The 26,691-nt window shown below is 35.5% G+C and carries 26 protein-coding genes and 1 other RNA gene; 16 read left to right on the top strand and 11 right to left on the bottom strand.

Translation table 11 applies throughout. From position 1 onward, the window contains the following. The first annotated feature begins 48 nt into the window (after positions 1–48). Both LF887_RS18910 and rimM read left to right on the top strand, forming a co-directional pair. The gene (locus LF887_RS18910) at positions 49–612 is read left to right on the top strand and encodes a 30S ribosomal protein S16 (RefSeq protein WP_236855801.1); all 564 of its coding nucleotides are present in this window, start codon (positions 49–51) and stop codon (positions 610–612) included. Between the two features lie 14 nt (positions 613–626). Then, positions 627–1,169: a ribosome maturation factor RimM gene (gene rimM, locus LF887_RS18905; protein WP_236855800.1), complete on the top strand. Its 543-nt coding sequence runs from the start codon at positions 627–629 to the stop codon at positions 1,167–1,169. A gap of 53 nt (positions 1,170–1,222) precedes the next feature. Here rimM and LF887_RS18900 read toward each other — a convergent pair whose 3' ends face one another. The 5 genes from LF887_RS18900 to LF887_RS18880 all read right to left on the bottom strand — a co-directional run bounded on the left by LF887_RS18900 (position 1,223) and on the right by LF887_RS18880 (position 6,754). Next, positions 1,223–2,872 (bottom strand): serine hydrolase domain-containing protein, encoded by a 1,650-nt coding sequence (locus tag LF887_RS18900; RefSeq protein ID WP_236855799.1) that lies wholly within the window; start codon positions 2,870–2,872, stop codon positions 1,223–1,225. Positions 2,873–2,952: 80 nt separating this feature from the next. Further along, positions 2,953–3,867, bottom strand: coding sequence for a helix-turn-helix domain-containing protein (locus LF887_RS18895; protein WP_236855798.1), 915 nt, complete (start codon positions 3,865–3,867; stop codon positions 2,953–2,955). Between the two features lie 188 nt (positions 3,868–4,055). Further along, positions 4,056–4,895 (bottom strand): SDR family NAD(P)-dependent oxidoreductase, encoded by an 840-nt coding sequence (locus tag LF887_RS18890; RefSeq protein WP_236855797.1) that lies wholly within the window; start codon positions 4,893–4,895, stop codon positions 4,056–4,058. Positions 4,896–5,018: 123 nt separating this feature from the next. Next, complete coding sequence (locus tag LF887_RS18885; RefSeq protein WP_236855796.1) at positions 5,019–5,828, bottom strand: helix-turn-helix transcriptional regulator; 810 nt, start codon at positions 5,826–5,828, stop codon at positions 5,019–5,021. Further along, entirely contained in the window at positions 5,825–6,754 is a 930-nt protein-coding gene (locus tag LF887_RS18880) for a helix-turn-helix domain-containing protein (RefSeq protein ID WP_236855795.1), read from the bottom strand. The genes LF887_RS18885 and LF887_RS18880 overlap by 4 nt, the downstream gene beginning before the upstream one ends. Before the next feature lie 105 nt (positions 6,755–6,859). Here LF887_RS18880 and LF887_RS18875 point away from each other — a divergent pair, with 105 nt between their 5' ends. From LF887_RS18875 to rpoN, 7 genes are all read left to right on the top strand, one after another. Beyond that, a complete protein-coding gene (locus LF887_RS18875; protein WP_236855794.1) occupies positions 6,860–7,501 on the top strand; it encodes an LA_2272 family surface repeat-containing protein in 642 nt (213 codons plus the stop codon). Between the two features lie 160 nt (positions 7,502–7,661). Then, the gene (locus LF887_RS18870) at positions 7,662–7,829 is read left to right on the top strand and encodes a hypothetical protein (RefSeq protein ID WP_236855793.1); all 168 of its coding nucleotides are present in this window, start codon (positions 7,662–7,664) and stop codon (positions 7,827–7,829) included. A 29-nt stretch (positions 7,830–7,858) separates the two neighbouring features. Continuing rightward, positions 7,859–7,981 (top strand): hypothetical protein, encoded by a 123-nt coding sequence (locus LF887_RS24280; protein WP_262912483.1) that lies wholly within the window; start codon positions 7,859–7,861, stop codon positions 7,979–7,981. Positions 7,982–8,041: 60 nt separating this feature from the next. Further along, a complete protein-coding gene (locus LF887_RS18865) occupies positions 8,042–8,272 on the top strand; it encodes a hypothetical protein (RefSeq protein WP_236855792.1) in 231 nt (76 codons plus the stop codon). A gap of 171 nt (positions 8,273–8,443) precedes the next feature. Then, positions 8,444–10,153, top strand: coding sequence for a helix-turn-helix domain-containing protein (locus tag LF887_RS18860; RefSeq protein ID WP_236855791.1), 1,710 nt, complete (start codon positions 8,444–8,446; stop codon positions 10,151–10,153). A gap of 659 nt (positions 10,154–10,812) precedes the next feature. After that, the gene (asnS, locus tag LF887_RS18855) at positions 10,813–12,261 is read left to right on the top strand and encodes an asparagine--tRNA ligase (protein WP_236855790.1); all 1,449 of its coding nucleotides are present in this window, start codon (positions 10,813–10,815) and stop codon (positions 12,259–12,261) included. Between the two features lie 159 nt (positions 12,262–12,420). Beyond that, positions 12,421–13,884, top strand: a complete 1,464-nt coding sequence (gene rpoN, locus LF887_RS18850) for an RNA polymerase factor sigma-54 (protein WP_236855789.1) — start codon at positions 12,421–12,423, stop codon at positions 13,882–13,884. 132 nt (positions 13,885–14,016) lie between these two features. On the opposite strand, the gene LF887_RS18845 is transcribed toward rpoN, so the two are convergent. Genes LF887_RS18845 through LF887_RS18835 form a run of 3 tightly spaced genes read right to left on the bottom strand, consistent with a single transcriptional unit; the run spans position 14,017 to position 16,856 of the window. Next, complete coding sequence (locus LF887_RS18845) at positions 14,017–15,639, bottom strand: AMP-binding protein (protein ID WP_236855788.1); 1,623 nt, start codon at positions 15,637–15,639, stop codon at positions 14,017–14,019. 58 nt (positions 15,640–15,697) lie between these two features. Then, complete coding sequence (locus LF887_RS18840) at positions 15,698–16,372, bottom strand: beta-carotene 15,15'-monooxygenase (RefSeq protein WP_236855787.1); 675 nt, start codon at positions 16,370–16,372, stop codon at positions 15,698–15,700. Continuing rightward, the gene (locus LF887_RS18835; RefSeq protein WP_236855786.1) at positions 16,365–16,856 is read right to left on the bottom strand and encodes an RNA polymerase sigma factor; all 492 of its coding nucleotides are present in this window, start codon (positions 16,854–16,856) and stop codon (positions 16,365–16,367) included. Before LF887_RS18835 ends, LF887_RS18840 begins: the two co-directional genes overlap by 8 nt. A gap of 189 nt (positions 16,857–17,045) precedes the next feature. Between LF887_RS18835 and rnpB the strand changes: the two genes are divergently transcribed. After that, an RNA gene (gene rnpB, locus LF887_RS18830) (RNase P RNA component class A) lies at positions 17,046–17,370 on the top strand. Positions 17,371–17,454: 84 nt separating this feature from the next. Here the strand turns inward: rnpB and LF887_RS18825 are convergent. Together LF887_RS18825 and LF887_RS18820 are read right to left on the bottom strand one after the other, a co-directional pair. Next, positions 17,455–18,324 (bottom strand): polyphosphate kinase 2 family protein, encoded by an 870-nt coding sequence (locus LF887_RS18825; protein ID WP_236855785.1) that lies wholly within the window; start codon positions 18,322–18,324, stop codon positions 17,455–17,457. A 244-nt stretch (positions 18,325–18,568) separates the two neighbouring features. Further along, entirely contained in the window at positions 18,569–19,033 is a 465-nt protein-coding gene (locus LF887_RS18820; protein WP_236855784.1) for a DUF1573 domain-containing protein, read from the bottom strand. A gap of 128 nt (positions 19,034–19,161) precedes the next feature. Here LF887_RS18820 and LF887_RS18815 point away from each other — a divergent pair, with 128 nt between their 5' ends. From LF887_RS18815 to LF887_RS18790, 6 genes are all read left to right on the top strand, one after another. After that, the gene (locus LF887_RS18815; RefSeq protein ID WP_236855783.1) at positions 19,162–21,777 is read left to right on the top strand and encodes a valine--tRNA ligase; all 2,616 of its coding nucleotides are present in this window, start codon (positions 19,162–19,164) and stop codon (positions 21,775–21,777) included. Positions 21,778–21,872: 95 nt separating this feature from the next. Beyond that, on the top strand, positions 21,873–22,115 hold the full coding sequence (locus tag LF887_RS18810) for a GIY-YIG nuclease family protein (protein WP_236855782.1): 243 nt from the start codon (positions 21,873–21,875) through the stop codon (positions 22,113–22,115). Positions 22,116–22,219: 104 nt separating this feature from the next. Then, complete coding sequence (locus LF887_RS18805; RefSeq protein WP_236855781.1) at positions 22,220–22,855, top strand: DUF4241 domain-containing protein; 636 nt, start codon at positions 22,220–22,222, stop codon at positions 22,853–22,855. Positions 22,856–22,925: 70 nt separating this feature from the next. Next, a complete protein-coding gene (locus LF887_RS18800; protein ID WP_236855780.1) occupies positions 22,926–23,816 on the top strand; it encodes a ribokinase in 891 nt (296 codons plus the stop codon). 89 nt (positions 23,817–23,905) lie between these two features. Next, the gene (locus LF887_RS18795) at positions 23,906–24,751 is read left to right on the top strand and encodes an alpha/beta fold hydrolase (protein WP_236855779.1); all 846 of its coding nucleotides are present in this window, start codon (positions 23,906–23,908) and stop codon (positions 24,749–24,751) included. Further along, on the top strand, positions 24,748–25,392 hold the full coding sequence (locus tag LF887_RS18790; protein WP_236855778.1) for an HD domain-containing protein: 645 nt from the start codon (positions 24,748–24,750) through the stop codon (positions 25,390–25,392). The genes LF887_RS18795 and LF887_RS18790 overlap by 4 nt, the downstream gene beginning before the upstream one ends. Here LF887_RS18790 and LF887_RS18785 read toward each other — a convergent pair. Then, positions 25,389–26,633, bottom strand: a complete 1,245-nt coding sequence (locus tag LF887_RS18785) for an outer membrane beta-barrel protein (protein WP_236855777.1) — start codon at positions 26,631–26,633, stop codon at positions 25,389–25,391. The two genes, LF887_RS18790 and LF887_RS18785, sit on opposite strands and share 4 nt — an antisense overlap. Between the last annotated feature and the right edge of the window lie 58 nt (positions 26,634–26,691).

Here is a 26,691-nt window from a genome sequence, read left to right as displayed (position 1 = left end):
CACTCTTAAATATTTAACTGGGACGAGTTCCCATAAAATTCAAACATTATGTCAGTAAAAATCAGATTACAAAGACACGGTAAAAAAGGAAAACCTTTTTTCCACATCGTGGTTGCAGATTCTAGAGCAAGAAGAGATGGTAGATTCATCGAAAAACTAGGAACTTACAACCCAATTACTAACCCGGCAACTATCGAATTGAACGTTGATTCTGCTGTACAGTGGTTAAACAACGGTGCTCAGCCTACTGATACTGCTAGAGCTATCCTTTCTTACAAGGGTGCCCTTTACAAAAAACACTTACAAGGTGGTGTAGCTAAAGGTGCTTTTGATCAAGCTGAAGCTGAGAAAAGATTTAACGCTTGGTTAGAATCTAAAGAATCTAAAGTACAAGGTAAAGTAGAAGGTTTAGCACAATCTAAAGCTGATGCTAAGAAAGCTGCTTTAGACGCTGAAGTAAAAGTAAACGAAGCTAGAATTGCTGCTGCTGCACAGGTTGAAGCTGATGCTAAAGCTGCTGAAGAAGCTGCTAACGCACCTGCTGAAGAAGTTGTTGAAGCTACAGAAGGAGAAGCTCCTGCTGCTGAAACTGAAGAAAACACTGAAGCTTAAGAACAAATTCTGTTATGCGTAAAGAAGATTGCTATTTTTTAGGGAAAATCACACGCAGACACGGACTTGCGGGTAACGTGATCCTTAAATTGGATACCGACCAACCCGAGCTTTACAATAAATTGGAATCAATATTCGTTGAAATCAACGGATTATTGGTTCCGTTTTTTATTGAAAAATCATCATGGAGCAAGTTAGATGCTCTGAATCTTGCATTTAAAAATGCCACTGAGGCCATTGTAGATCAGGTTTTGGGTAAAAGTGTTTACCTGCCGCTTACTACATTACCAAAACTTTCTGGAAAACAGTTCTATTATCATGAGATCATAGGATATGATATTCTTGACGAAAATGGGAATGACTGTGGAGTAATCAGATCAGTAAACGATCAGACCGCACAGAATTATTTTATTCTTGGATTTGAAGGTAGAGAAATTGTTATTCCTCTTATCAAAGACTGGATTCTGGAAGTGAACAGAGAAGAAAGATTCATAAAAATGCAACTGCCGGAAGGCCTGATGGACGTATTTCTTGTACCATCTAAAAAAGACGAATAAACTTGCATTAAGCAGTTTTTTCATTCGAATTTTTAGTACACTTTCCTCAAAAATTACTCATTACCCAATAATGCGGGTAAAAGATATTCCTGTACCATTTTATCAGCCTGTGAGTGAGCATAAGGTTTGTTATAGGCTTTTGCTGTGATAACCATCACAAAAGGAATGTCCTTAAATACAATGATTTTATTCCCACCGTTACCGCTGCACTGATAAGCCTCAAAATTTTTATTTCCAACCTGATATACTTTTCTCCAGAATAAATAGCCATATCCTTCAAAGTCCTTATTATCTGTGAAGTAATTGGAGAAAGACTTATGGACCCAGTTTTTATCTAAAATTGCTTTGCCGTTCCAGATTCCGTTATTTTTATAAAGCTGTCCGAATTTTGCGAAATCCAGAGCGCTCATTCTCAGTCCGCCTGCCAGAGAAGGTTTTTGCTGGGGAGTGAATTGCCATTTATACTTAGAGATTCCAAGTGGCTGGAAAAGCTTCTTATCTGCGTAATTTTCTAATCCTTTAGGGACTGACTGGTTTATAATATCTCCCACAACCACTACTCCTGCAGTGAAATAACTCCAGTTTTCACCAATTTTATCTTCCGTCATGGGTAAATCCAATGTGAATTGGACCCAATTATCAGTTGGATACATATTCTCTTCATTTCCGGGAGAATCGGAATTGTCATCATTGCCGTCAAAACCGGAACTCATAGTCAGCAGGCTTTTTATGGTAACGCTGTCTTTTTTAGAGCTGTAATTTTTAAATGATTTTAAATTATAAAAATCTTTCAGACTTTGATGCTCACCTTTGAGGTAACCATCCTGAATTGCAATACCAGCCAGGGCAGAAGCAAATGACTTTCCTACAGATCGGGTATCCTGTAAAGAATCTCTTCCGGATTTATTAAAGTACTCTTCCAGAAGAAGTTTATCATTTTTAATAACAATGATTCCTGTAATTTCTTTAAACCTTTCTTCCGCAATCTTTTTGTTTAAAAGTCTTATCTTTTCAGGGCTGAACTTGTCATCAGAAACTTTCCATCCGCTGTGTGGTTGTATGGGCTGAAGAGCAATTTGAGTTTCACTGCTACTTTTTTGGGGAACATTTAAGTTTATTTCTCCAGAAGCAATAATATTTCCTGTTTTTAATACCGAGGTTTTTAGATAAGGGCGGATCTCGATTTTTAAAATATGATTTCCACTTTGCAGTGCGTCAATTCCGTCGTGACCAAAATAAAAACGCATCCATAGATATCTTCCCCATGAATCCTCATTATTACTGCTTACAAGAGGAATTCTAAAGGTGGTCTTGAACTTCTTATCATCCGGAATCCCTGCTCCTTTGTTAAGATTTTCCTGATAAATCATTTTCCCGTCTACGTAAAATGAAAATTGGTAATTTCCTTTTTGAAGAAGCTCATCCGCTGTTAAAGAAGGATCTAGCTGGTGCAGATAATTAACCAAGGAATTGTCCGTAAAAACGCGCAGATCGAGATTCTGACTTTCCTGGAATACCATACTTTTAAGGATGTCAGATTCTTTGAGATTTTCAATAGATATCGATTTGTTAAGAAAAATAACCTTATTGATATTTTTCTTCTGGATCTGGTTTTCAATTTTATCTGCATTCACAATATCCCGGTTCTGTCCGGAGTAAAAACAAGATATGAGAACAAAGGCAAAAGTTGATGTTATTTTCATCTCAATAGAATTTCAACAAAAATAGTCAACTTTCTCATTGCAAAATAGAATGAAATTAACATTCCATCAATTATATTTTTTTAATTAAACAGTTTCCTGAATTCTCCGGGGGATTGATTCGTTTTCTGCTTAAACAACTTGCTGAAAGATTGTGGATGCTCAAATCCCAGTTCATAAGCAATTTCGCTCACTGATAAATGCGTGGTGCTTAAACGCTCTTTGGCAGAATCTATTAACCGGTTCTGGATATGCTGCTGTGTATTTTGCTGCGTATGAATACGTAGTAAAGTCCCCAGATAATTGGGAGAAATATTCATTTGCTCGGCGATGATTTTTACAGATGGAATACCATTTTCAAGGAGCTTTTCATTGTCAAAATATTGGGAAAGCACTTCTTCAAACTTATGCAGCAACTCATGACTTGATCTTTTTCGGGTTAGAAACTGACGTTCATAAAAACGCTCAGAGTAGATCAATAGTAATTCAATTTGTGCAATAATTAATTCCTGAGTGAATTTATCAATATTGGATTGATATTCACGTTCTATATTTTTGAAAATATCAACGATGATTTTCTCTTCCCTATCGGAGAGAAAAAGGGCTTCCTTTACCTGATAACTGAAAAAATCATAAGACTTTATCTTTTTAGTTAAAGATGTATTCCACAGAAAATCAGGATGTATCAGTAATAAAAATCCTGTAGGATTTACTTCAATATCCTGTTTTACTTCAAGGCTTAAGAACTGTTGTGGAGAAACAAAGCATAAAACCCCAGAATCAAAATCATATTGCTGCTGGCCATAATTGAACCTCGGATAGACATTTTTTTTCAGGCCAATCGAATAAAAATTCTGAATCCATTTCAGCTCAGCACCTTCTACAGGATAATTGACTTTGCTATAATCTATCAGACTGATGAGCGGATGATCCGGATTCGAAAGATTACAGAAAGAGTGAAAATCTGAAATAGAATTAAAACGGATTGGTGGTTTCATAATCGCTAAATTATTTAATTAATTCGAATATTGAATTGATTCTGAATGAATAAGATTTTATGTAAAGAATATTTATAAGACAAATTCTCAGTATTTTTCACTCCTTACATAAAATCTTAATAATTCATATAAGCTTTGAGTTTTTCGTTCTCTTGCTTCAATGCAAAAGGACAGCATAGAAAGGATAATTAAATCGCAGTCGAAACCGTCAGGCTTTCCCATTTCTCTGAATCTTTCTTCAGAATATCAATCTTATTATTCAGAATTTCAAGGGTTTCCACTCCCAATAACAAATGTACAGGTGGATTTTTTTCTTTACTGATCTGGATCAGTACTTCTGCAGCTTTCCCGGGATCATTAGGCTGATTTCCATTAATATCATTAAGGTGGGCTTGCTCTGAAGTTCTTGCAGCTTCGTAGGCCTGAATAGGATTGGAGGGAGTTCTCACAGAGTCTTTCGTTAAGAAATCTGTACGGAAATATCCGGGATAAACTACCGTAGCATGAACTCCGAACTCTTTGGCCTCTTCAGCCAGTGCTTCTGTAAATCCGGCAACTGCAAATTTGGTTGAACAGTAAATTCCCCAACCTGGAAAGTTAGCCGAATAACCTCCAACAGAAGAAATATTAAAGATGTTTCCAGATCCTTGCTCACGAAGATAAGGCATTGCATTTCTGATCACATTTAACGTTCCGAAAACATTAACCGCATAATTTTCTCTTGCTTCCTCATCGGTAAGTTCTTCAAGAGTCCCGATTTGTCCGTATCCTGCGTTGTTCACGACCACGTTAAGCTGTCCGAAATGTTCAACTGTTTTTTCGATGGAAGATTTTACATCATTATTATCTGTAATGTCTACACTCAGCGGCAGAAAGTTTTCAGAAGTTTCTCCAATCGTTGAAATCAAAGAATCAACAGTGCGGCTTGTTGCAGCTACCTTGAATCCTTCGGATAATAGTTTTTTAACCAATTCAAATCCTAACCCTTTGGAAGCTCCTGTTACGAGCCATACTTTTTTAGTTTCCATTTTATATTTTTTTTGCTTTAAATAGTGGTACAAAGATGGAAAGTTAAAAGAATTGAAATGTAGCCTAATCGGGGAATGATGTATCCAAATCGTGAATAACGATTTTTTTCATGTATTTTAAGTTTAGGGAATTTTTAGAAGGTTCCTGTATTTTAAGGGGGTAATCCCTATATTTTCTTTAAAACACCGGATGAAATGACTCTGATCTGCAAAGCCGCATTCTAAAGCTATATCCGTGAGAGGAGTATGCTTTCTGTTGATCAGTTCCAGAGATTTACTGATCTTCAGTTTCCTGATATATTCACCCAAATTACAGTGGAAATGCTTTTGAAAGTCTCTGCTGAGATGGATAGGATGAATATTTACGGTTTTGGACAGTTCTTTGAGGCTTATTTTTTCTGTGAAATTTTCGTGCAGGATTTCATCCACCTGGCTAACCCATAACGGTTTCTTCTCGAAGGTACTATTCCTGGGAGCCAGTTGAGAAAAAAGATTCAGCAGAAGTTCATTAGCTGCCACCTCAAAAGAAGTATCATTGAGTTTGGTTTCTTTGAAAATTTTATAAACCAGTAATTTTAATGCTGGATTTTTAATGTTGAAACTGCCTTCTGCTTTGTTTTTCTGAAGATTAAAAGCGTCAAACCAGTCTTGTGTAATTTCAATATGAAATCCCCGTGTGAAAAGATCGGGCTTAACATTATAATGTGGGTCTTCCCAATGATGATAAAGCAGGGTGCCGGGAGAACATCCGTAAATTTCTTTTTTATTGCCTTCTGTCATATGACCTTGAAGTAAAAAAGTAAAGTAAGCATTTTCATGATAATGCCAGTCTACATAAGGATGGGTATATTCTGTATCGGTGATGATCAGCCCTTCAAAATGTACGTTTTCATTAGTGAGACCAAAATATTGGCCGTTTTGAAGAGTTTTCATGATAAATCCTGTTTTAAACAGTCAATCTGCTGATACATTTTATTGAAAAATATTTTCCTCTCCCTGTTTCCGGATTCATTCAATGATTTCGAGTTTTTAATCTGATGTTCAAAATAGCTCAGAGAATCCTCACAGGTCAGTTGATCATTGGTCATCATATATCCGAACATACTGAAAGGAATAAAAAAAGAACATTGCTGCTCATTTTTAAATAGGATACTGTTATTTAAAATCACGAGATCATTTACATAAATCTGAAAATTGGATTTTTCCAGTGTCTTATTTTCAAGTTCTTGTAATAGGTGTTTCAGATCTTCAAGAATCAGATCAACATCATTACTCCTTAGCAGTCCCATTTCATAATAAAAAGAAACCTGTCTCAATGCACTCATTATTGTGGTATCATTCCATATTTCTGTAACATTCTGCTTGTCGTACAAATCTTTAAGCATTTCATTTTTCACAGAATGATACCCAAAATTAAACTCATGAAACGGGCTTAAGAATTTATCCTGATTCAATAAATTCATCCACACGTAAAACTTGAAACGGGACAAAACTGAATCTGAAATCGTATAGAAAAACGGGATGTCTTTTGCTGAATAAAATACTTTAGAATCCGTAATATTCTGAAAAACGTTTAAAATCTTAAGTGAACTTTCAAAATAGTTGAAAAGATCTTCAGTTGTTTTTACAGGCTGAGTTCTTTTGACAACCAATTGATTTTCTGTTCCCAGAAACTGATCCAGAGAGATCTGATAATATCTGGCAAGCTCCAGAGCCTCTTCAAAACTGAACTTGGCTTTCAGAGAAGTTCTCCGATGAGCCGCATCATAGCTGATGTCAAGAATATTAGCGATCTCATCATTTAAGGATTTTTCACCAATTTTTCTTCGGATTTCCTTCAGTAAAGCTTCCTGGTGCATAGTTTTGTGATTTTCACAAATGTAGTATTTTTTTTAATTTTTATTCACATTTATAAGTGTTCTTTCTGATGATAATTTTGAAATATAATTTTAAAACAATGAATTATGAAAACACGAATCTTATTATTAATGGTCCTTTTATTCCATAGTCTGGCGTATGCGTCAGATAGTTTAAAAGTAGATTCTCTGAAGCCCAGAATAGTTGCTGCTTCTCCTTCAAAGAATATCAGAAACGTCAATGGAATTCTTTTCAAATATTTCGATGAAGAGGAGAATTTTACGCCTAAAAAAGTAAATGGGCTGGGTATGGGTTTCAATATTATTGGAGTTTTTCTTCCACCGCTTATGCTTGTTAGTTTACCATCAGTACAAGGTTGGGACCTTGATAATGATTATGCTGTTATTTCCAGACAAAAAATGAACAGAATTAATGGAGTACAGCTGTCACTCATCAATATGGAGCCTACTGTCACCAATGGGTTAGAGATTAATGTTTCCAGTAATATCAGTACGTATGCTGTTACAAATGGAGTTTCTGTTTCGCCGTTTTTCAACCTGCATCACGAGATGAACGGGGTTTCTGTGGCATCTTTTGCTAATGTAGGGCAAAAATGCAGGGGAGTTCAGATTGGATTGTATAATAAATGTAAGGATTTCAGAGGAATACAGATCGGGATGTGGAATGAGAACGGAAAGAGAAAATTGCCTCTGATCAACTGGAATTTTAAGAAACAGAAGACAAAATAAAGAGTTATGAAAAGATTTGTTTTAGAAATTACCATGTTCCTATACAGCTTTGTGAGAGATCAGTTTGAAGAAATAAAAGAAAAAAGGTCTGCTGAAAAAGATGAACCTGCTTTTAGCTGAAAAATAATTGAATTATGAAAAATTATAAACTGATAGTAGTATGGATATTGTTGTCCGGAAGGTTTTTTCACAAAATACAGAAAATGACACATTGGAAACCAACAGAAAAGAGCCTTTTGACTATAAACAATATTATGATTGTGATTACGGTGAAGGAAATGTTTTAATTGTTATCAGGAAAGGAAAAACATTTACAGACCTTAGCTGAAGAAATCCAAAACTGGTTTTGCCTTGAAAATGGAAGCAATATACAGTATGGAATTTAATGATGGGAAAAGATATGAAACGAGTGTGTTGAAAAATATTACTCATGACAGTATTTCAATGACTAATTTTTTTAACGAAAATGCGGCTGCATAGGCAGGAAAACCGTTTTCATTGATTGTCTATCCTCTTTCATCCCTAAAGTATATTCGTTTTATGGATGACAGGATGCTGTCTATGTACACTAAGAAAAATATTCAGAAGAATTATGATTTAATAGTGAAGAAAATGGATCATGCAAAAATGTGCCCTGCCGTACTGGATTTCAAAGATAGAAACGGTGAGACCAAGGTCTGTCATTTCTATCTGCCGAGCCAGGGATATGATCTTCTTTACGAAGACAGAGGTAAGGTATATTACGTAGAAGGAAAAGTACAATGGGAATGATTTTTGAAGAGCGTACAACTCCATGCTGTATGCTCTTTTTATAATTTTATCAGGATTAATTTTAATGCAAAGACTGATCAATACAAGAAAAAAATAAAAAGAGAAATGAATGTACTGAATAAAAATAATATTTTTGTAAGATAGCCTGAATAAGTGATGAAAATAAATTATTTGATCCTATTATTAATTGTGTGTAATATATTCCAAGCACAAACCAATAATATAGAAAAGGGCCTTTCTGAAAAAAGGACTTATCAGGAATTGGAAAAGGAATTCTATAACGGAAAAACCTGGGATGTTGGGAGTAAACGTAACATCGCAAAATATTACCTGAAAAAAGCCAAACTGGAGAAAAATAACACCCACATTGCTGAAGGTTATGTGATGATGCACTTTGATGAAACCTTACCCAATGCCTTAAAATATATTGACAGTCTTCAGCTGATCACCAAAAATTCCACAGAAAATTATTACCCTGCAAGAATCTATCTGTTAAGAGGCAATCTGAATTTGAGATTTGACAACCTTCAGGCTTCCCTCAATAATTATATCTTAGGTCTAAAATATGCCAAAGAGAAAAGAAATAAAAAGCAGATTGCCATGGCGCATATCAGTATTGCTTCTCTGAATAATTATATCGGGAAGCACGCTGAAACAGCTAAAACTTTTAGACACTATTTATATAATGCCGATTATCTGGATGAAACTGAACATGATAACCTGAGGTTCAACTTAGCGGATGCCTATATAGAAATTAATAAAATGGATTCTGCATATACATTAATACAGGAGGGTTTGCAGTCTTCTAAAAAAAATGATAATGTATATGCCTATCATCAAAATTTGGGACTACTGGGCTATTATAACCTGCAATTAAAAAATTATCAAATGGCCATTGATAATTTGCTTCAGTGCCAAAAATATTTCTTTACCACCTATAACCCAAGTAAGAGAAACGAGAATTATACCCTTTTAAACTTAGGAAAATCCTATGCAGGGCTTAAGGAAAAAGATAAAGCGATAACCTGTTTTAGAAAGATAGATTCTATGGTTTTTAAAACCCATTATGTATATCCGGAGCTTAGAGAGGTGTACACCTATCTTATCAATTATTATAAAAGTAATAATGATAAAGAAAATCAGCTGTACTACGTCGAACGCTTTTTAGAAGTTGATCAGATTCTTGACACCCAGTTCAGGTATATATCCCGGGAACTTCCCAGGCGCTATGATGCCCCTAAGCTGGAATTGGAAAAAGAACTGATATCCAACGAACTTAAATATAGAAAATCACTTTTTTATATTGTTATCAGTTTATTATTGATATCACACCTGCTGTTTATCAACTTTTATTTTAAATACAAAAAATCCGAAAAGAAGTATAAAAAGATTGCTCAGGACCTTATACAGTCTGTGAGTGAAAATAGAGTCAGTGAAGATATTGAATTAAAGAATAGAGCATTGCCCAATAATCTGCCGGTGGAGGATGCAGAAAATACATCTTCCAAAATAATTTCCGAAGATATCGTTCAGAATATTTTAAAAGAACTTGAAATCTTCGAAAGTAAAGATCAGTTTTTAAACAAGGGAATCACACTAGGGAGTTTGGCAAAAAAAATAAAAACCAATTCCAGATACCTGTCCGAAACTATCAATACTTACAAAGGGAAAAATTTTGCAACTTACCTTAATGACCTCCGTATTGATTATGCCATCAGCAGATTGGCCAGTGACAGAAAATTTAGGTCTTACAAGTTACCTTTTATCGCCGAAGAATTAGGCTATAATAACGAGCAGGCTTTCACTTTAGCCTTTAAAAAACGAACAGGAACACCCCTTTCTGTCTATCTGAAAGAAATTGAAAATATAAAGTCAATTTAGATTTAATTTACTTTATGTCAATTGTTTAAATAATATAAATTCATGATTTTATGTCTATAAATTTATGAATTTATAGACTATTTACTTGTTTCAATATTCTCTTTTGCCGCATCTTTGCTTCAGAGGTAAAAACACAATTATCATATTTTGTATGTGCACATTACAAGATGAAGAGAAGCCAAATGCGAATCAAGTTGGAAATGTTTAATAATTAGAAAAATTGACTGATGTAATTCATAAAGTAATTATTCAGAAAAGTTAGAAACGTAGAAGTAATGATCATTTAAAAAAGCACAAAGTAATTAAAGCAAAATTCACAGAATACATTCGGAATATAAAAAAGTATCACTGAAAACTAATAACCATTTCTATACATTAAAAACTATTCCATGAAAACTCAGAATAAATTTATTTATTCTTTTTAAAAGTGATAAGATGAGTGTATTCAGTTCAAATTTATGTAGATTTTTAGATCCCATAGAATTGAAATTAAACTATAAAAGTGAAGGAGGATCAGCAGCTGAAAAAGATAGTTTTCTTGAACTGGAAGTTTAAATACTTGATAAATGATTTTTAAAGACGGCGTAACCATTAAGTTGCGCTGTTTTTTTGTAACTTTGCCAACATTAATTTTTACATAAAAAATTTATCATCAACAAATGAAAAAGCAAACGATTAAAGAAGTCCTACAGGACTACAAAAAAGTATTACATCATGACATTACAGTATACGGATGGGTAAGATCTTTCCGTGCCAATCGCTTTATAGCACTTAATGATGGTTCTACGATTAATAATTTGCAGATAGTTGTTGACTTTGAAAATTTTGACAAAGAAATTATCGGTAAGATAAGTACTGCAGCTTCTCTAAAGATTATTGGTGAAGTGGTAGAAAGTCAGGGAGCAGGGCAAACTGTAGAAATTGTTGCTAAAAAAATTATTATTTTAGGGGATAACTTCACGGAAGACAGGGATAAAACGATTTTACAGCCGAAAAAACACTCATTAGAGGTTTTAAGAGAGCAGGCGCATTTAAGATTCAGAACCAACCTGTTTGGTGCTATTTTCAGAGTACGTCACGCAGTCAGCTTTGCTGTTCATTCATTCTTCAACAAAAATCAGTTTTTCTATATCAACACACCGGTAATTACGGGAGCAGATGCAGAAGGGGCAGGAGAGATGTTTGGGGTAACCAACTTCGATCTGAATAATATGCCGAGAACCGAAGATGGAGAGATTGATTTTGCTCAGGATTTCTTTGGAAAGAAGACCAACCTTACTGTTTCAGGACAGCTGGAAGGAGAAACTGCAGCAATGGGATTAGGAAGAATCTATACATTCGGACCTACTTTCCGTGCTGAAAATTCAAACACAACAAGACACCTTGCTGAATTCTGGATGATTGAGCCGGAAGTAGCATTTAACAATCTTGAAGACAATATCGACCTTGCGGAAGATTTCTTAAAATATGTAATTCAGTATGTATTGGATAACTGCAAAGATGATCTTGATTTCTTAGACAATCGTTTTGCAGAAGAACAGAAAACAAAACCGGAAAAAGAAAGAGCAAAAGAAGGTCTTATCGAAAAGCTTCAGAATGTAGTTGCTAAACGTTTTAAACGTGTAAGCTATACAGAAGCAATCGAGATTTTACTGAACTCTAAAGAAAACAAAAAAGGAAAATTTGCTTACCCTATTGAAGAATGGGGAACTGACCTTCAGTCTGAGCATGAAAGATATCTTGTAGAAAAACATTTTGAAAGCCCGGTAGTCTTATTTGACTATCCGAAAGAAATCAAAGCTTTCTATATGAAACTGAACGATGACAATAAGACCGTTGCCGCAATGGATGTATTGTTCCCGGGTATCGGAGAAATCATCGGAGGATCAGAAAGAGAAGCAAGATTAGATGTATTAAAACAGAAAATGGCAGATATGCATGTAGATGAGCACGAACTTTGGTGGTATCTTGATACCCGAAAATTTGGTTCTGTACCTCATGCAGGCTTCGGTTTAGGGTTAGAAAGACTTGTTCTTTTTGTAACGGGAATGACAAACATCAGGGATGTAATTCCTTTCCCAAGAACGCCGAAAAGCGCTGAATTCTAGAGTAATAAAAAAAAGCCTTATCTGATGATGAAGGCTTTTTTTATTTTTTAGTAGTTTATTATGTAAGGAGTATAATGCAAAAATCATGCTAAATGTATTTTTTATCAAATAAATTTATTAAATTCGTAGAATATGTTATGTTAAAACGCAAATAAGAATATGCTTAAACAACACTTACAACTCAAATTAGGACAGAAGCTGGCCCCTCAGCAGATCCAGTTGATGAAGCTTATTCAGCTTCATACTCTTGAATTTGAAGAGGAGTTGGAGAGAGAGTTAGAAGAAAACCCTGCTTTGGAAATTGCCAAAGAGGATTCTAAAGAAGATGAGTATTCTTCTTTGGAGGACGCTTATCAGGATGAAGGTACAGAAAGTATTGAAACGGATTTCGACGTTAATGATTATATCTATGACGATGAACCAGGCTATAAAACCGCATCCAGCAACTACTCTCCGGATGATGAAGAGTTTGACAATGAGAGTCTCTTGACAGAAGGACAGTCGTTATATGATTATTTGATGGAGCAGATCCATTTGGTAAATATCAATAATGAGGATCTGAAAATTGCAGAATACCTTATCGGAAACTTAGATACAGACGGATATCTGAGAAGAGAGATCAAATCTATTGTAGACGATCTGGCTTTCTCACAGGGAATTTATACCACCAAAGAAAAAATTGAAGATATCCTTGAGAACTATGTTCAGAAACTGGACCCGTCAGGAGTAGGAGCAAGAGGATTACAGGAATGTTTACTGTTGCAGATCGAGAAGAAAGTAAGCTCTGATAAAGCAGTTTCTCTGGCCGCCAATATTTTAAGAAATCAGTTTGATGCTTTGACAAATAAGCATTATAACAAGATTATTCAGAAATATGATATTGAAGAAGAAGATCTTAAAGATGCTCTTGATGAAATCTCTAAGTTATCACCTAAAGTAGGCGGGAACTTTGATACACAGACGATTACAATTAACCAGGAAATCATTCCGGATTTTGTAATTCAGGTGAAAGACGGTATGGTAATTCCAATGCTTAACAGTAAAAATGCACCTACCTTAAGAGTTTCTGAAGAATATAAAGACATTCTGACAACTTATTCTCATGATAAAAATTCATCAGAGCATAAGCAGGCAGCACTATTTATCAAACAAAAACTGGATGCGGCAAAATGGTATATCGATGCTATTAATCAGCGTCAGAATACCTTATTACAGACGATTACAGCTATTGTGAAGTTCCAGAAAGATTATTTCATCACAGGAGACGAAAAATCACTGAAACCAATGATCTTAAAAGATATTGCAGATATTACAGGATTTGATATCTCAACGATTTCAAGAGTTGTAAAAAGTAAATATGCAGATACCCCTAATGGTATTGTATATCTTAAAGATTTATTCTCAGACAGCTTAACGAATGATGATGGAGAAGAGGTTTCTACCAAAGAGATCAAAACTCACCTTCAGGAAGTAATCAGTAAAGAGAATAAGAGGAAACCACTCACAGATGATGCCTTAGTGGTCATTTTAAAAGAACAGGGGTATAATATTGCAAGAAGAACGATTGCAAAATATCGTGAACAGCTTAATATTCCTGTCGCAAGATTAAGAAAAGAACTTTAAAGTATAGAAAGAGAAAAAGCATTTCAATCTGAAATGCTTTTTTGTTTTTTTACAGGTTAAAAAGTGCAAATGCCGCTGGTAAAGCCTTCGTTTACTATTCTTAAACGCGTATCAGTACTTTATGCAGAGGGGCTAGACTTTATTAATTTCCATTCCGAGTTCTTTCATAGAAATTTCCCGCATTTCCACTTTTCTTATCTTTCCGGAAATCGTCATAGGAAACTCATCTACAAATTTCCAGTATTTTGGTACTTTATAATGGGCAATTCTTCCTTTACAGTATTCCTCAAGTTCTTCTTTCGTAAGGGTGAATCCTTTCCTCACTTTTACCCAGGCCATCACTTCCTCTCCAAACTTTTCACTTGGAACTCCGATGATCTGAACATCCAGAATGTTGGTATACGTGTAAAGAAAATCCTCAATTTCCTTAGGTGAGATGTTTTCTCCACCCCGGATAATAAGGTCTTTAATCCTGCCGGAAATCGTAATATATCCATTTTTGTCCATGACAGCCATATCTCCGGTATGCATCCAGCGGGCATCATCCAGTACTTTTCTTGTATTTTCAGGATCATTCCAGTATTTTAGCATCACAGAGTAGCCTCTTGTACACAGCTCACCATGTTCACCGCGTTCAAGGATTCTGCCGTTTTCATCAATAATTTTTATTTCCAGATGATCCTGAACAGTTCCTACAGTACTGACCTGCTTTTCCAGCGGTGTTCCAATCAGTGTCTGGGTAGACACGGGTGAGGTTTCTGTCATCCCATAGCAGATGCTCATTTCCTTAATGTTCATAAGATTCTCCACCTTTTTCATGATTTCCGGTGGGCAGACAGATCCTGCCATCACTCCGGTTCTTAAGCTTGAAAAATCATAGGTGTTGAAATTCTTTACAGCCAGTTCAGCGATAAACATCGTGGGAACACCATATAAAGAAGTACATTTCTCGTCTGAAACAGCTTTTAATGTAATTTCCGGATCAAAACTGTCATTAGGAATTACCATACAGGCACCATGGGCAGTGCAGCACATATTTCCAATCACCATTCCAAAGCAGTGGTAAAAAGGAACAGGAATACATACACGGTCTTTCTCTGTATATTTCAATCTTACACCGATGAAGTAGCCGTTGTTTAAAATATTATGATGAGAAAGAGTAACCCCTTTTGGGAAACCCGTAGTTCCTGAGGTATATTGAATGTTAACAGGATCGTCAAACTGTACATGCTCCTCAAAACTGTGAAGAACTTCATCCGAAATTTCCTGTCCGTTGTTGACAAATTCTTCCCAGTTATCATCGAAGAATATTTCATGCTTCAAAGTGGGGCATACTTCTTTTGCATATTCTACCATTTCCCTATAGTTGCTGGTTTTAAAATGTAAAGAAGAAAAAATAAAACGAATTCCGGACTGATTGATTACATAAGTCAGTTCATGAGTTCGGTAGGCAGGGTTGATATTAACTAAAATACTTCCTATCCTGGCAGTAGCATATTGAAGAAGGACCCATTCATAACGGTTGGAAGCCCAGATTCCGATTCTGTCACCTGCTTTTGCCCCTAAAAATAAGAGAGCTTTGGCCACAGCAGTGGTCTGATTATAAAATTCCTGATAAGTAGCTCTGTAATTCTGGTGAACGGAGACTAACGCTTCCTGATGGGGATATTTTTCGACAGTACATTTAAGATTTCCTCCAATGGTCTGTCCTAATAATGGAACCTCTGATGTTCCATAAACATAAGATAAGGGCATAGTTTAAGATTTGGTGGAATAAAATTAATAATTATATCCTGAACTACGCCTATGTGGATCAATTTTCCTGAGAATCTATTTCTTTAAGCTGTTTTAAATTCTTATCAAGTTTTTTAATAATGATACCATATACCAGTCTGTAATAAAGCCAGATCATAGATATGGCAAGCAGTGTGCTGACAGCAAGGCCAACAATAATGATCGTAAGATTGGAGTTGGTAGGCTGTATATTTTGAGAATTTAAAGTATAAAATATAAAAGCAGTCAGTACAAATGCGAATGCAATAAGCAATACAATACTAATCAGAATAAAGGCATTAACGGTTGTTTTGAATTTGATGATCCGGGTTATAAGTCCTTTCAGATTTTCCTCAATCTTTATTTTTCGGTAATTCTGATAGAATTTCAGGACAAAATAAGCCGTAATCAATAAACTTAATATTTTTATAGCTAAATAAACATGACCAAAATTGCTTTCTACTTCAGGAGCTTCTTGTGCACCCACTCTTTCCAGCATTTTTCGGAAACTGTCAGATTCTTCCTCCTGGAAGAAATAGAATAATCCCAGTACAGAAAAGAACAGGAATTCCACAACACTGATCCAGAAAATATACTTTACATAGTTGCGTGATTTTCTATTCAACATCTGAAGAATCTCACTGTTGTCATATTTAGGCTGCACAGGTTGTTCCTGCCAGGTTTTCTTAAAGCTATCTAAATCAAATTCAGGCATATTTTTCCATCTGTTCTTTAAGGGTTTTCTTTAATCTGTTCATTTTTACTCGTGCATTGACTTCAGTGATACCTAGATTTTCTGCAATATCCTTGTAAGGCAGATCGTCCAGATACATCATGACGATGGCTCTTTCTACATTAGGAAGAGTCTTGATTACAGTATACAAAAGCGATATCTGCTGCTGTTTTTCATCATCATCCTCCACAAAATCTTTGTGGTTGATGTCCAGTTCATTAGTAGGCAGGCTTTTGCTTTTTTTTCTAAAGAGCGTAATGGCTGTATTGAGCGCTACACGGTACATCCACGTGGAAATTTTAGAATTCCCTTTGAATGAGTCGTAACTTCTCCAAAGTTGTAACACAATCTCCTGAAAAAGATCTTCCTCATCCTCCAGAGAATTGGTATACAGACGAGATACCTTAATAATCAGACCCTGATTATCTTTGATAAGCTGCGCAAATTCTTTTTCTCTGGAATTCATAGATGTATAATGGCACGAAGATAATAATAATGTACTAATAGATGAAGAATTATAATTGTAAAATTGTAAAAGACTAAAAGAGAAAAGAAAATACAGCGTACGTATTTACTTATTTGTATTTCAGTCTTTCCCGCTTTCTTTGCCTGTTTTACAGCTTCCCTTCCTTAAATTTATGTATCTTTGCAATCGCGAGAAAATCGGCTTGTTGATTTCCTGTTTTGCAGGAGGTAGGAAAGTCCGGACACCATAGAGCAGCAAAGCGGATAACATCCGTCACCCGTGAGGGTAGGACAAGTGCAACAGAAAGCAAGTACAGTTCGGCTGTAGTGAAACCAGGTAAACTCTTTGCGGTGCAATGGTAAGTATATCGGTTCTTTTCAGCAATGGAAATAGGGGCGGCTCGTCCTGAAAGCCGAGGGGTAATCAGCTCAAGCTTTGCAGCAATGTAAAGCGTAGATAAATAACAGGCACTTCTTCGGAAGTACAAAATCCGGCTTATAGATTTTCTCGTGATTTTTTTACCAAAAGAAATAGAAGCTTGAAGTTAAAAATACAGATTTATTTTTCTTCAAACTTCCATTCTCTCTCTTTCTTTATACTATTCGTTTTCCAGTTGTTTTTTTGCCTTCTGAAGATCTTCTTTATCTTTATCGGAAAGCTGAGGATATTTCAGATTCATTTTTTCTAAAGTGTCTATAATGATCTGTACTGCTGCTACTCTGGCAAACCATTTGTTGTCGGCAGGAAGTACATACCATGGAGCATGATCTTTTGAAGTTTCATTGATAGCGGTCTCATAACATTCCATATATTGATCAAATAATGCTCTTTCCGGAAGGTCAGCGGCAGAGAATTTCCAGTTTTTTTCCTGCTCGTTAATTCTGTCCAGAAGTCTTTTTTTCTGCTCATCCTTAGAGACATTTAAAAAGATCTTCACAATGGTTGTTCCGTTTTGTGCAAGGTGTTTTTCAAAATTTCGAATGCTTTCATACCTGTTTTCCCAGAATTCATTATTGAACTCTTTTACAGAAGACCAGGTCTTTTCGCTTAAATTATACTCAGGATGCACCTTACATACCAATACATTTTCATAATGTGAACGGTTGAAAATTCCAATCATCCCTTTTTGGGGTAATGCAATATAGTGTCTCCATAAAAAATCATGAGAATATTCTTTGGGACTTGGAGTTTTAAAGCTGGTTACATTACAACCCTGTGGGTTTACCCCTCCGAACACATGTTCTATCATGCTGTCTTTTCCGGCAGCATCCATGGCTTGTAAAACGACTAAAAGAGATTGACTTCCGTCAGCATATAATTTTTCCTGCAATTCACGCAGTTTTTCTTTTTCCTGAATTAATAATTGGGCTCCTTCATCTTTGGTGAGTTTGCCTTTATATGAAGTTGAGGATTTCTTTATTGAGAATTTTCCGTTTACTTTAAAATCATCTGAGAAATTGGTGTCCATATATTTTTTAAGATTAAATTATTAAGATTTAATAAGAGCAAAATTTAGTCCGCTTTCAGAAATAACTAGAATTCCTCCCGGCTTTAGCTAAAACATAAATAGGTTCCGGGAAAATTTCAATGCTTTATGATATGCAATCAGAGATCCATTCCCTGAAACATGTTATCTGCTGTCTATTACTGATATAAATGTAATAAAAAAACCGCCTCTGTAGAGACGGTTCCTTTATTTTTTTGAGTAGAGATTAATTTGCGGCAGCCTTTTTAGCTACTTTTGCCGCTTTTTTCTCAGCTTTAGCAGCTTCTTTCTGTTCCGCAGGAGTCAATGGTTTTGGGTCAGGGGCATTAGCATCTACGTTACCTTTAATGTAGATTACGCTTCTGCTGTTTGCAGGGTCGTTAGAGAAAACCTCAATCATTTTGTTGAAACCTCCAGGAATAGAAGTGTTGTATCCTACTTTAATTTTAGCAGATTTTCCAGGCATGATAGGATCCTGGCTAAATTCTGGCGTAGTACATCCACAAGAAGGTTTTACATTTGAAAGGATCAAAGGCTTATCACCTGAATTTGTTACTGTAAAGAATCTTGTACCGTCTGAGCTAGGCTTGATAGTACCATAGTCAAAAGTTGTTTTATCAAAGGTAATAGTTTGTGCAGATGCAAGAGCAAATGTTCCGAATAATGCAATTCCTGCGATTAATTTCTTCATATTCTTGAATGTTAATATGTTTGTTAGATAAATTTTGTGAAACAAAGTTAAAAATTATTTTAATTCATGGTTAAAATTTTTTTTCTTTAGACTATTTTTGCAAATCGTAAGTCAAAGAAATAGAATTTATGCAGATTTCAGAAAAGTACAATCCACAGGAAACAGAACAAAAATGGTACAACTTCTGGATGGAAAATAAATATTTTCATTCAGAACCTAATAACAAGCCGCCATATACCGTGGTAATACCTCCGCCAAACGTGACGGGGATCTTACACATGGGGCATATGCTGAACAATACCATTCAAGATGTTCTGGTCCGCCGTGCAAGAATGCGCGGGTTTAATGCCTGCTGGATTCCGGGAACAGATCACGCTTCAATTGCTACTGAAGCTAAAGTTGTTGCTAAATTGAAGTCTGAAGGGGTCAGCAAGTCAGATATTACCCGCGAGCAATTCCTGGAACATGCCTGGGAATGGACAAATAAATATGGAGGAACAATCCTTGAGCAGTTGAAAAAGCTGGGATGTTCATGTGATTGGGATAGAACCCGCTTCACAATGGAAGATAAATTGTCTCAGCAGGTTATCAAAAGCTTTGTCGATTTATATAATAAAGGGTTGATCTACAGAGGATACCGTATGGTAAACTGGGATCCGGAAGCCAAGACCAATATTTCAGATGAAGAGGTAATATTTAAAGAACAAAATGGGAAATTATATTTCCTTAAGTATAAAATCGAAGGTTCAGAAGAATTTCTTTCCGTTGCTACAACGCGTCCTGAAACTATTTTCGGGGATACTGCCGTATGTATCAATCCTAATGATGAAAGATATGCCCACCTGAAAGGTAAAAATGTAATAGTACCTATCGTAAACCGTGTAATCCCAATTATTGAAGACGAATATGTTGACATTGAATTCGGAACAGGAGCTTTGAAGATTACTCCGGCACACGATACCAATGATTACGAAATCGGACAAAAACATCAGTTGAAAATGATTGATGCTTTGGATGATGACGGAAACCTTAATGAACATGGTCTTCATTATGCCGGTAAAAACAGATTTGACGTAAGAAAGCAGATTGCAAAAGAGCTGGAAGAAAAAGATCTTTTGTTAAAAGCTGAGGATTATGTAAATAAAGTGGGAACTTCTGAAAGAACAGGAGCTGTAATTGAGCCTAAAATTTCAGTACAATGGTTCCTTAAAATGTCTGAAATTGCTAAACCTGCACTGGATGTAGTAATGGATGATGAGGTGAAGTTTTATCCTGAAAAATTCAAAAATACTTACAGACACTGGATGGAAAACATTCGTGACTGGAATATTTCCCGCCAGCTTTGGTGGGGACAGCAGATTCCTGCTTACTATTACGGTATAGGAGATGAAGATTTTGTGGTAGCTGAAACTATAGAAGAAGCTTTAGAACTGGCAATACAGAAAACAGGAAATCAGGAATTAACGGTAGAAAGCCTGAGACAGGATGTTGATGCATTAGATACATGGTTTTCATCATGGCTATGGCCGATGTCTGTATTTGATGGATTACTTGACCCTGAAAATAGGGATATCAACTACTATTATCCAACATCTGACCTTGTTACAGGTCCGGATATTATTTTCTTCTGGGTAGCCAGAATGATTATGGCCGGATTGGAATACAGAAAAGAAGTTCCTTTCAAAAATGTTTATTTTACAGGTATTGTAAGAGACAGCCAGAGAAGAAAGATGTCTAAATCTTTAGGAAACTCTCCAGATCCATTAGAGTTAATCTCTGAATTTGGAGCTGATGGAGTTCGTGTTGGTATCTTATTAAGTTCAGCTGCCGGAAATGACCTTCTTTTTGATAAAGACTTAATGCTTCAGGGAAGAAACTTTGCCACAAAGATCTGGAATGCGTTCCGTTTGATCAATATGTGGAACCACGAAGATAAACCAGCCAACCCAACAGAGACTCAGACCATCGAATGGTTCGAAAATAAATTAAACAAAACGATTGTTGAAATTAATGATCAGTTTGAGAAGTTCAGAATTTCTGATGCTCTTCATTTGATCTACAAATTAATTTGGGATGATTTTTGCGGTTGGTATCTTGAGGCGATTAAACCAAACTATGGTGAAGGAATCTCTAAAGATGTTTATAACAGAACAATTGCGTTATTTGAAGAATTAATGAAATTACTTCATCCGTTTATGCCTTTCTTAACAGAAGAATTGTGGCAGACTATTTCGGAAAGAAGTATTGAAGAAGCGTTAATGATTTCTCAGCAGAAAACAGGAGGAGAATTTGATGAAACTATCATCAAAAACTTTGAAACGGCAGCAGAATTCATTTCCGGAGTTAGAAATTACCGTCAGACAAAAGGAATTTCACCTAGAGAAGAAGTTGAGATATATACCAATGCTTCTGAATTTGCAAATGAAGCAGTAGTAAGAAAATTAGCAAATGTCTCTGATATCCATTTTGGACAGAAAACAGATAAGCCAAGCTTTACTTTCCTGGTAGGAGCAACTGAAGTTTCTATACCTTTAAGTGAAAACCTTGACTTAGGTGAGGAAAAAATAAAAACTGAAGAAGAATTGAAATATTTAAAAGGATTCTTAATCTCAGTGGAGAAGAAGCTTTCCAACGAAAAATTTGTTGCCAATGCAAAACCTGAAGTAGTAGAAGGGGAGCGTAAAAAACAAAAAGACGCTCTTGACAAGATTACGATTTTGGAAGAGAAGCTGAAAAGTTTGTAGATTATCCAGATAAATTAGGGCTAATTTGTTGGAGTGTCAGGCTGAGCACAGAGTAAAATCTGTGAACGAATGTTCAAAAGCCTTTTTAAAATAAGATGAAATACTATTTCATGTCTATTTTAAGATGTTTCCATGAGTCTTATTATAAAGGAGTTATCAGTGATGCTGAATTGAGATTTTCTCAGTATCAGACAGGCAGATTTCCTGAAAGTTATACTCATAAAAGAAGACCAGTTGAACTCGTCTTCTTTTATGTATTTAATGACATCAATCAAACAACTGCGTTTGAGAAACAAGTGACAGGTGGGAGAAGAAAGAAAAGAAGCCCTTATAAATGATTATTGGGATCAGTTAAATCAAAATCATTTTGATCATGTTGAACAAGAGATTAAAAAGATTTCAGCTCCATTCAGCCTGACGCGGAAAATAAAGAATAAATTAAATGACACATTTAGAAAACATAAAAAAACTATTCTCGAAAGACTTTGTAGAAAGTCCGTTATTGGAAAGTTTTGAAGTAGGGAAGATTTACCTTTCCAGTGGAAAGCTGGTTGCTTGTGATCCATTAATCACAAATGATATGCTTTCTTTTACTGCAGAGTTTCCGAAAGGAGATTTTTCTGTAATGTTACATAAAGAAAGAGATAGTAACTGCGTGGCATATGCCGAAATAGTATTCAGTAATTCAAAAATTAAAGAATGGAAACTGGCCACCACAATGGGGCAGAATGTAAAAGAGCTGGCAGAAGGAGAAGTCTTTGGATACCCCGTAGAAAGCGGAATGGGATGTTTCATGGATGTTGATACTCAAAGCAGTCTCAACGAGCTGGAACTAAAATTATATAATAGCAAAGGCGGAGATTTCATGGGGATCTATGAAGAATTTTTCCACGGGCATTTTTTTGATAAAAACGGAGCTATAGATCAATATGCTTTTCTAAAACCTTCAGAAGAACATCCTGGAACTATATTTGCCTTTGAAACCGGATATGGTGAAGGCTTTTATGCCAGCTATATCGCTTATGATAAAGATCAATCCCCGGTAAAGATAATTACTGAATTTATTGAAATAAGTTAATAAAAAAATAGTTACTTTTGAAATACCATTTTTCTTAAAATATTAAACTTAAAAGCCAATATAAAACACAATGCATTTCTCATCAGAACAACCCCGGATTATTGTTGTAGGAAGCTCATCCATAGATTTGGTATTAGACACCGAAAAACTTCCTTTACCTAATGAAACGGTTTTGGCCGTTAATTCAGACAGCTATTTTGGAGGTAAAGGAGCTAATCAGGCTGTAGGTACGGCCAGATTGGGAGCAAGCGTGTATTTTATAGGATGCGTAGGAATGGATCCTCTTGGTCAGCAGATTATGAGGAATCTGGTGGGCGAAAATGTAAATGTGGGCTTTGTATATGAAACAGACAAAGAAGCTACAGGGACTGCCTATGTGACGACCTCACACGGAAATGCTGCCATTGTAGTAGTGCCTGCCGCCAATAAATACCTTAATAAGAATCATATAGACGAAGCAGACCGCTATTTTCATACTGTAGATCTTGTATTGGTACAGCTAGAAGTTTCTATGGAAGTGGTAGAATATACCATCAGAAAAGCCAAAAAATATGGCAAAAAAGTAGGGCTGTATGCCTCGCCAGCAATGAGAGTCAGCGAAGAAATCTTAGAGAATGTTGATTTTATTGTAGCTAAAAGCAGCGAACTGTACATTATTTTTGGCGAGGAGAAAAGAGAAGACGTTCTTAAAAAGTACTTCAATAAGGTCTTTGTAAGAGATGATACCAACTCTACTATCTATTTTGACGGTACAGAGATGAAGTATTACAGAAATGATAAAGATGAAACGGTCTATAAGATGGGAATGGGAGATGCTTTTACCTCAGGCTTTGCTATTGCGCTTTGCCATGGAAACACCATTGAAGAATGTGTGAAATTTGGAAATGAAGTATCATCAAGGGTATCAGGAGGGAAAGGATCTCAAACAGGATTACCGAGAATATCAGATTTCCGTTCCTAAAACTATTGAAGGCATATCGAAAGTCCAGAATTTAACTTAAAAATAAATGTAAAATGTCCACTTTTATAGTGGATTTTTTCTTTTATAATATGGAAAAACTAATACTTACTACAGAAGACCATGTTTCTCTGACTGCCCATCTTTTTCAGCCTGAAAAAAGTAATGCAAAACTATTACTCATTAACTCAGCAACAGGGGTGAAGCAGCAGGTCTATTTTTCCTTTGCCAATTATTTTGCAAAACAGGGATTTACTGTTATTACCTATGATTATAGGGGTATAGGGCTTTCCAAACCCCAAAAGATAAGAGGTTTTCAAAGCTCTATGAGAATCTGGGGCTCAAAAGATTATAAAACATTAACTCAGTATATCACCCAAAATTTTCCTCAATACAGAAAGTATTGTCTGGGACATTCTGTAGGTGCGCTTATTCTTGGGATGAATGAGGACTCTAAAATGTTTGAAGAATTTGTTTTTGTAGGAACACAAAATGCCTTTGTCGGTAATCTTAGATTGAAAACAAAAATTGAAGCCTACCTTGGTTTTGGAATTGTTCAGCCATTAACCACTTCATTATTAGGGTATTTTCCGGCACATTGGTTTGGACTCGGAGAAAGTCTTCCAAAAAATTGTGCATATGACTGGAGAACCTTAATTTTAAACAAGAAATCAACCAACAGATTGCTGGAGAAAATTGATGATTATTCTAAGAATTTAACGCAGAAAGTATTCGTAATTCGGGCTGAAGATGACGTCTGGTTAACAGAAAAGGGAGTGCTGAGTTTGCTAAATGATACTTATCCTAATCTTAAACCCACTTACCGGTTGGTAAGAACTTCTGAATCTGATAAAAAAGAAATAGGACACGTTAATTTTTTTAGAAGCTACAATCATAAGCTCTGGAATATTATTTTAAATGAACTGATAGATCAATGAAAAGTACGATTAACAAAACAATAGAATTTGTAAAAGAAAAATTAGAAGGAGCAGAAGCGGGACACGACTGGTTTCATATTGAAAGAGTCTGGAAACTTGCCGCAAAGATTGCAGAAACAGAAGATTGTGACAGGGAAGTAGTTGAATTATCTGCATTATTACATGATATCGCAGACCCTAAATTTCATAACGGAGACGAAACCATTGCCCCAAAAATCTCAAGAGAGTTCCTGGAAAGCCAGAATGTTTCAGAAGAAATCATTCAAAAGGTCTTATTTGTGATTGAGAATATCTCATTCAAAAACAGAAGCCAGGCTCCGGAAAATCCATCCATTGAACTTAAAATTGTACAGGATGCAGACCGTATTGACGCCATAGGTGCTATTGGAATTGCCAGAACATTCAACTTTGGAGGATTCAAAAATAACCTGATGTATGATCCTGCTCTAAAACCTAATTTAGGAATGTCTAAAGAAGAATATAAGAAATCCAACGGGACTACCATCAATCATTTTTACGAAAAATTGTTACTTCTGAAAGATCTGATGAATACTGAGGAAGGAAAAAGAATGGCCGAAGAAAGACACCAGTATATGCTGAATTTCCTCGACCAGTTTTATAAAGAATGGAATGTAGATTAGAAAATATTATATCCCAGGATTAAAGAGAAAGATTTAAGATCTGCGTGAGGAAGGTCCTTATAAAGGATGTTTGTGCTGCTGCTAAATCTTGCCTCTACACTGAATTTGTTATGATAATTGAATCCTGCCCCAAGAGACATACCTCTGAAGCTTTGAGTGGAAGCAAGAGCAATCTTATCAAATACAGCATTATCGTAATCCACATCTATTGAAGCTGATGAACTTGTTCTTACATTCAATACATTGGTAGCGACATTAACGAAGATTTTTGATTTTTCATTCAAAAACATAGAATATCTTATCCCTACAGGAATACTAATAAAAGAATAGCTGTCCATTGTCATATTATACAGATTATCATCTGTGCGGATAGTTGTTTTTTTATTGGTATACTGAGCATAGGTAGGCTCAAGGATCACAGACCATTTATTCTTATTAAACGGTAAAACCAATTCTGCTTCCACACCAATTCTGAAGTTAGATTTTGAAGGGAAACCGGGATTGCGGTAAGATTCCTTCAACTCCAATGGCGCATAAAAATTAATCCCCGGTCTGATACTAAGGTTGAATTTTGGCTTCTTTTTAGTTTCAGTGAAAGACTGGTCGCTGTTCTGAGCTGTTGATCCGTCAGAATTTTCACCATTATAAGTTTTAAATATTTTCGTTAAGCTGGAAGCTGTATACTGTGTTTTGTTTACTAAAGACTGAGCATTGGTGTTATCCGCAAAAATAGTTTTTAACTGATCAAGATACTGTTCATTGGTAGCAACCTGAGAGCTGTTTCCGTTAAAGAAATATTTTTTATAAATCAAAGGTTGAATGGTTGAATCTGATTCTGAATAGAAATACCTTGTAATATGACCTTTGTAGGTGTATAAATTTTTATTTCCGGCAACAAGCTCTTTCAGGAATACTGAGCTTTTGACGAACTTAGGTTCTTTGGTGTTGGAAAAACTGGAAATGTCATCAGATGAGTAGTCGATATTTCCATTATAGGTAACATATTTGGAGTCGTTATAGATCCCGAATTCCTTGATTGTAGATGGCGTTCCTTTATCTTCGGCTGAATTCTCATCTGTTTTGAAAACGAAATTGTCAGGATTGCTTACCCATCCTTTATTTTTGATGAGAACCTCTTTTTTTACATTATTCTGGTCTATAATATACCCTTTTTCGAATTTTACCTGTGCATAAAATGAAGCTATACTAAACAAAATAAGTCCTGAAAGTGTTTTTTTCATGGTTAGTTTAAGTTAAAATTTGGTGGCAAATATAGATAAAATACAGAGAAGAAGTATC

Source organism: Chryseobacterium sp. MEBOG06 (assembly GCF_021869765.1).
In the GTDB taxonomy this organism is placed as follows: domain Bacteria; phylum Bacteroidota; class Bacteroidia; order Flavobacteriales; family Weeksellaceae; genus Chryseobacterium.
Note: the sequence above shows the minus strand (reverse complement) of the source record. Positions and strands in the feature narration are given on the sequence as shown.

Coding starts and splice junctions, on each gene's coding strand:
- LF887_RS18910 (WP_236855801.1), top strand. CDS start 49: ATGTCAGTAAAAATCAGATTACAAAGACACGGTAAAAAAGGAAAACCT.
- rimM (WP_236855800.1), top strand. CDS start 627: ATGCGTAAAGAAGATTGCTATTTTTTAGGGAAAATCACACGCAGACAC.
- LF887_RS18900 (WP_236855799.1), bottom strand. CDS start 2,872: ATGAAAATAACATCAACTTTTGCCTTTGTTCTCATATCTTGTTTTTAC.
- LF887_RS18895 (WP_236855798.1), bottom strand. CDS start 3,867: ATGAAACCACCAATCCGTTTTAATTCTATTTCAGATTTTCACTCTTTC.
- LF887_RS18890 (WP_236855797.1), bottom strand. CDS start 4,895: ATGGAAACTAAAAAAGTATGGCTCGTAACAGGAGCTTCCAAAGGGTTA.
- LF887_RS18885 (WP_236855796.1), bottom strand. CDS start 5,828: ATGAAAACTCTTCAAAACGGCCAATATTTTGGTCTCACTAATGAAAAC.
- LF887_RS18880 (WP_236855795.1), bottom strand. CDS start 6,754: ATGCACCAGGAAGCTTTACTGAAGGAAATCCGAAGAAAAATTGGTGAA.
- LF887_RS18875 (WP_236855794.1), top strand. CDS start 6,860: ATGAAAACACGAATCTTATTATTAATGGTCCTTTTATTCCATAGTCTG.
- LF887_RS18870 (WP_236855793.1), top strand. CDS start 7,662: ATGGATATTGTTGTCCGGAAGGTTTTTTCACAAAATACAGAAAATGAC.
- LF887_RS24280 (WP_262912483.1), top strand. CDS start 7,859: ATGGAAGCAATATACAGTATGGAATTTAATGATGGGAAAAGATATGAA.
- LF887_RS18865 (WP_236855792.1), top strand. CDS start 8,042: ATGGATGACAGGATGCTGTCTATGTACACTAAGAAAAATATTCAGAAG.
- asnS (WP_236855790.1), top strand. CDS start 10,813: ATGAAAAAGCAAACGATTAAAGAAGTCCTACAGGACTACAAAAAAGTA.
- rpoN (WP_236855789.1), top strand. CDS start 12,421: ATGCTTAAACAACACTTACAACTCAAATTAGGACAGAAGCTGGCCCCT.
- LF887_RS18845 (WP_236855788.1), bottom strand. CDS start 15,639: ATGCCCTTATCTTATGTTTATGGAACATCAGAGGTTCCATTATTAGGA.
- LF887_RS18840 (WP_236855787.1), bottom strand. CDS start 16,372: ATGCCTGAATTTGATTTAGATAGCTTTAAGAAAACCTGGCAGGAACAA.
- LF887_RS18835 (WP_236855786.1), bottom strand. CDS start 16,856: ATGAATTCCAGAGAAAAAGAATTTGCGCAGCTTATCAAAGATAATCAG.
- LF887_RS18825 (WP_236855785.1), bottom strand. CDS start 18,324: ATGGACACCAATTTCTCAGATGATTTTAAAGTAAACGGAAAATTCTCA.
- LF887_RS18820 (WP_236855784.1), bottom strand. CDS start 19,033: ATGAAGAAATTAATCGCAGGAATTGCATTATTCGGAACATTTGCTCTT.
- LF887_RS18815 (WP_236855783.1), top strand. CDS start 19,162: ATGCAGATTTCAGAAAAGTACAATCCACAGGAAACAGAACAAAAATGG.
- LF887_RS18810 (WP_236855782.1), top strand. CDS start 21,873: ATGAAATACTATTTCATGTCTATTTTAAGATGTTTCCATGAGTCTTAT.
- LF887_RS18805 (WP_236855781.1), top strand. CDS start 22,220: ATGACACATTTAGAAAACATAAAAAAACTATTCTCGAAAGACTTTGTA.
- LF887_RS18800 (WP_236855780.1), top strand. CDS start 22,926: ATGCATTTCTCATCAGAACAACCCCGGATTATTGTTGTAGGAAGCTCA.
- LF887_RS18795 (WP_236855779.1), top strand. CDS start 23,906: ATGGAAAAACTAATACTTACTACAGAAGACCATGTTTCTCTGACTGCC.
- LF887_RS18790 (WP_236855778.1), top strand. CDS start 24,748: ATGAAAAGTACGATTAACAAAACAATAGAATTTGTAAAAGAAAAATTA.
- LF887_RS18785 (WP_236855777.1), bottom strand. CDS start 26,633: ATGAAAAAAACACTTTCAGGACTTATTTTGTTTAGTATAGCTTCATTT.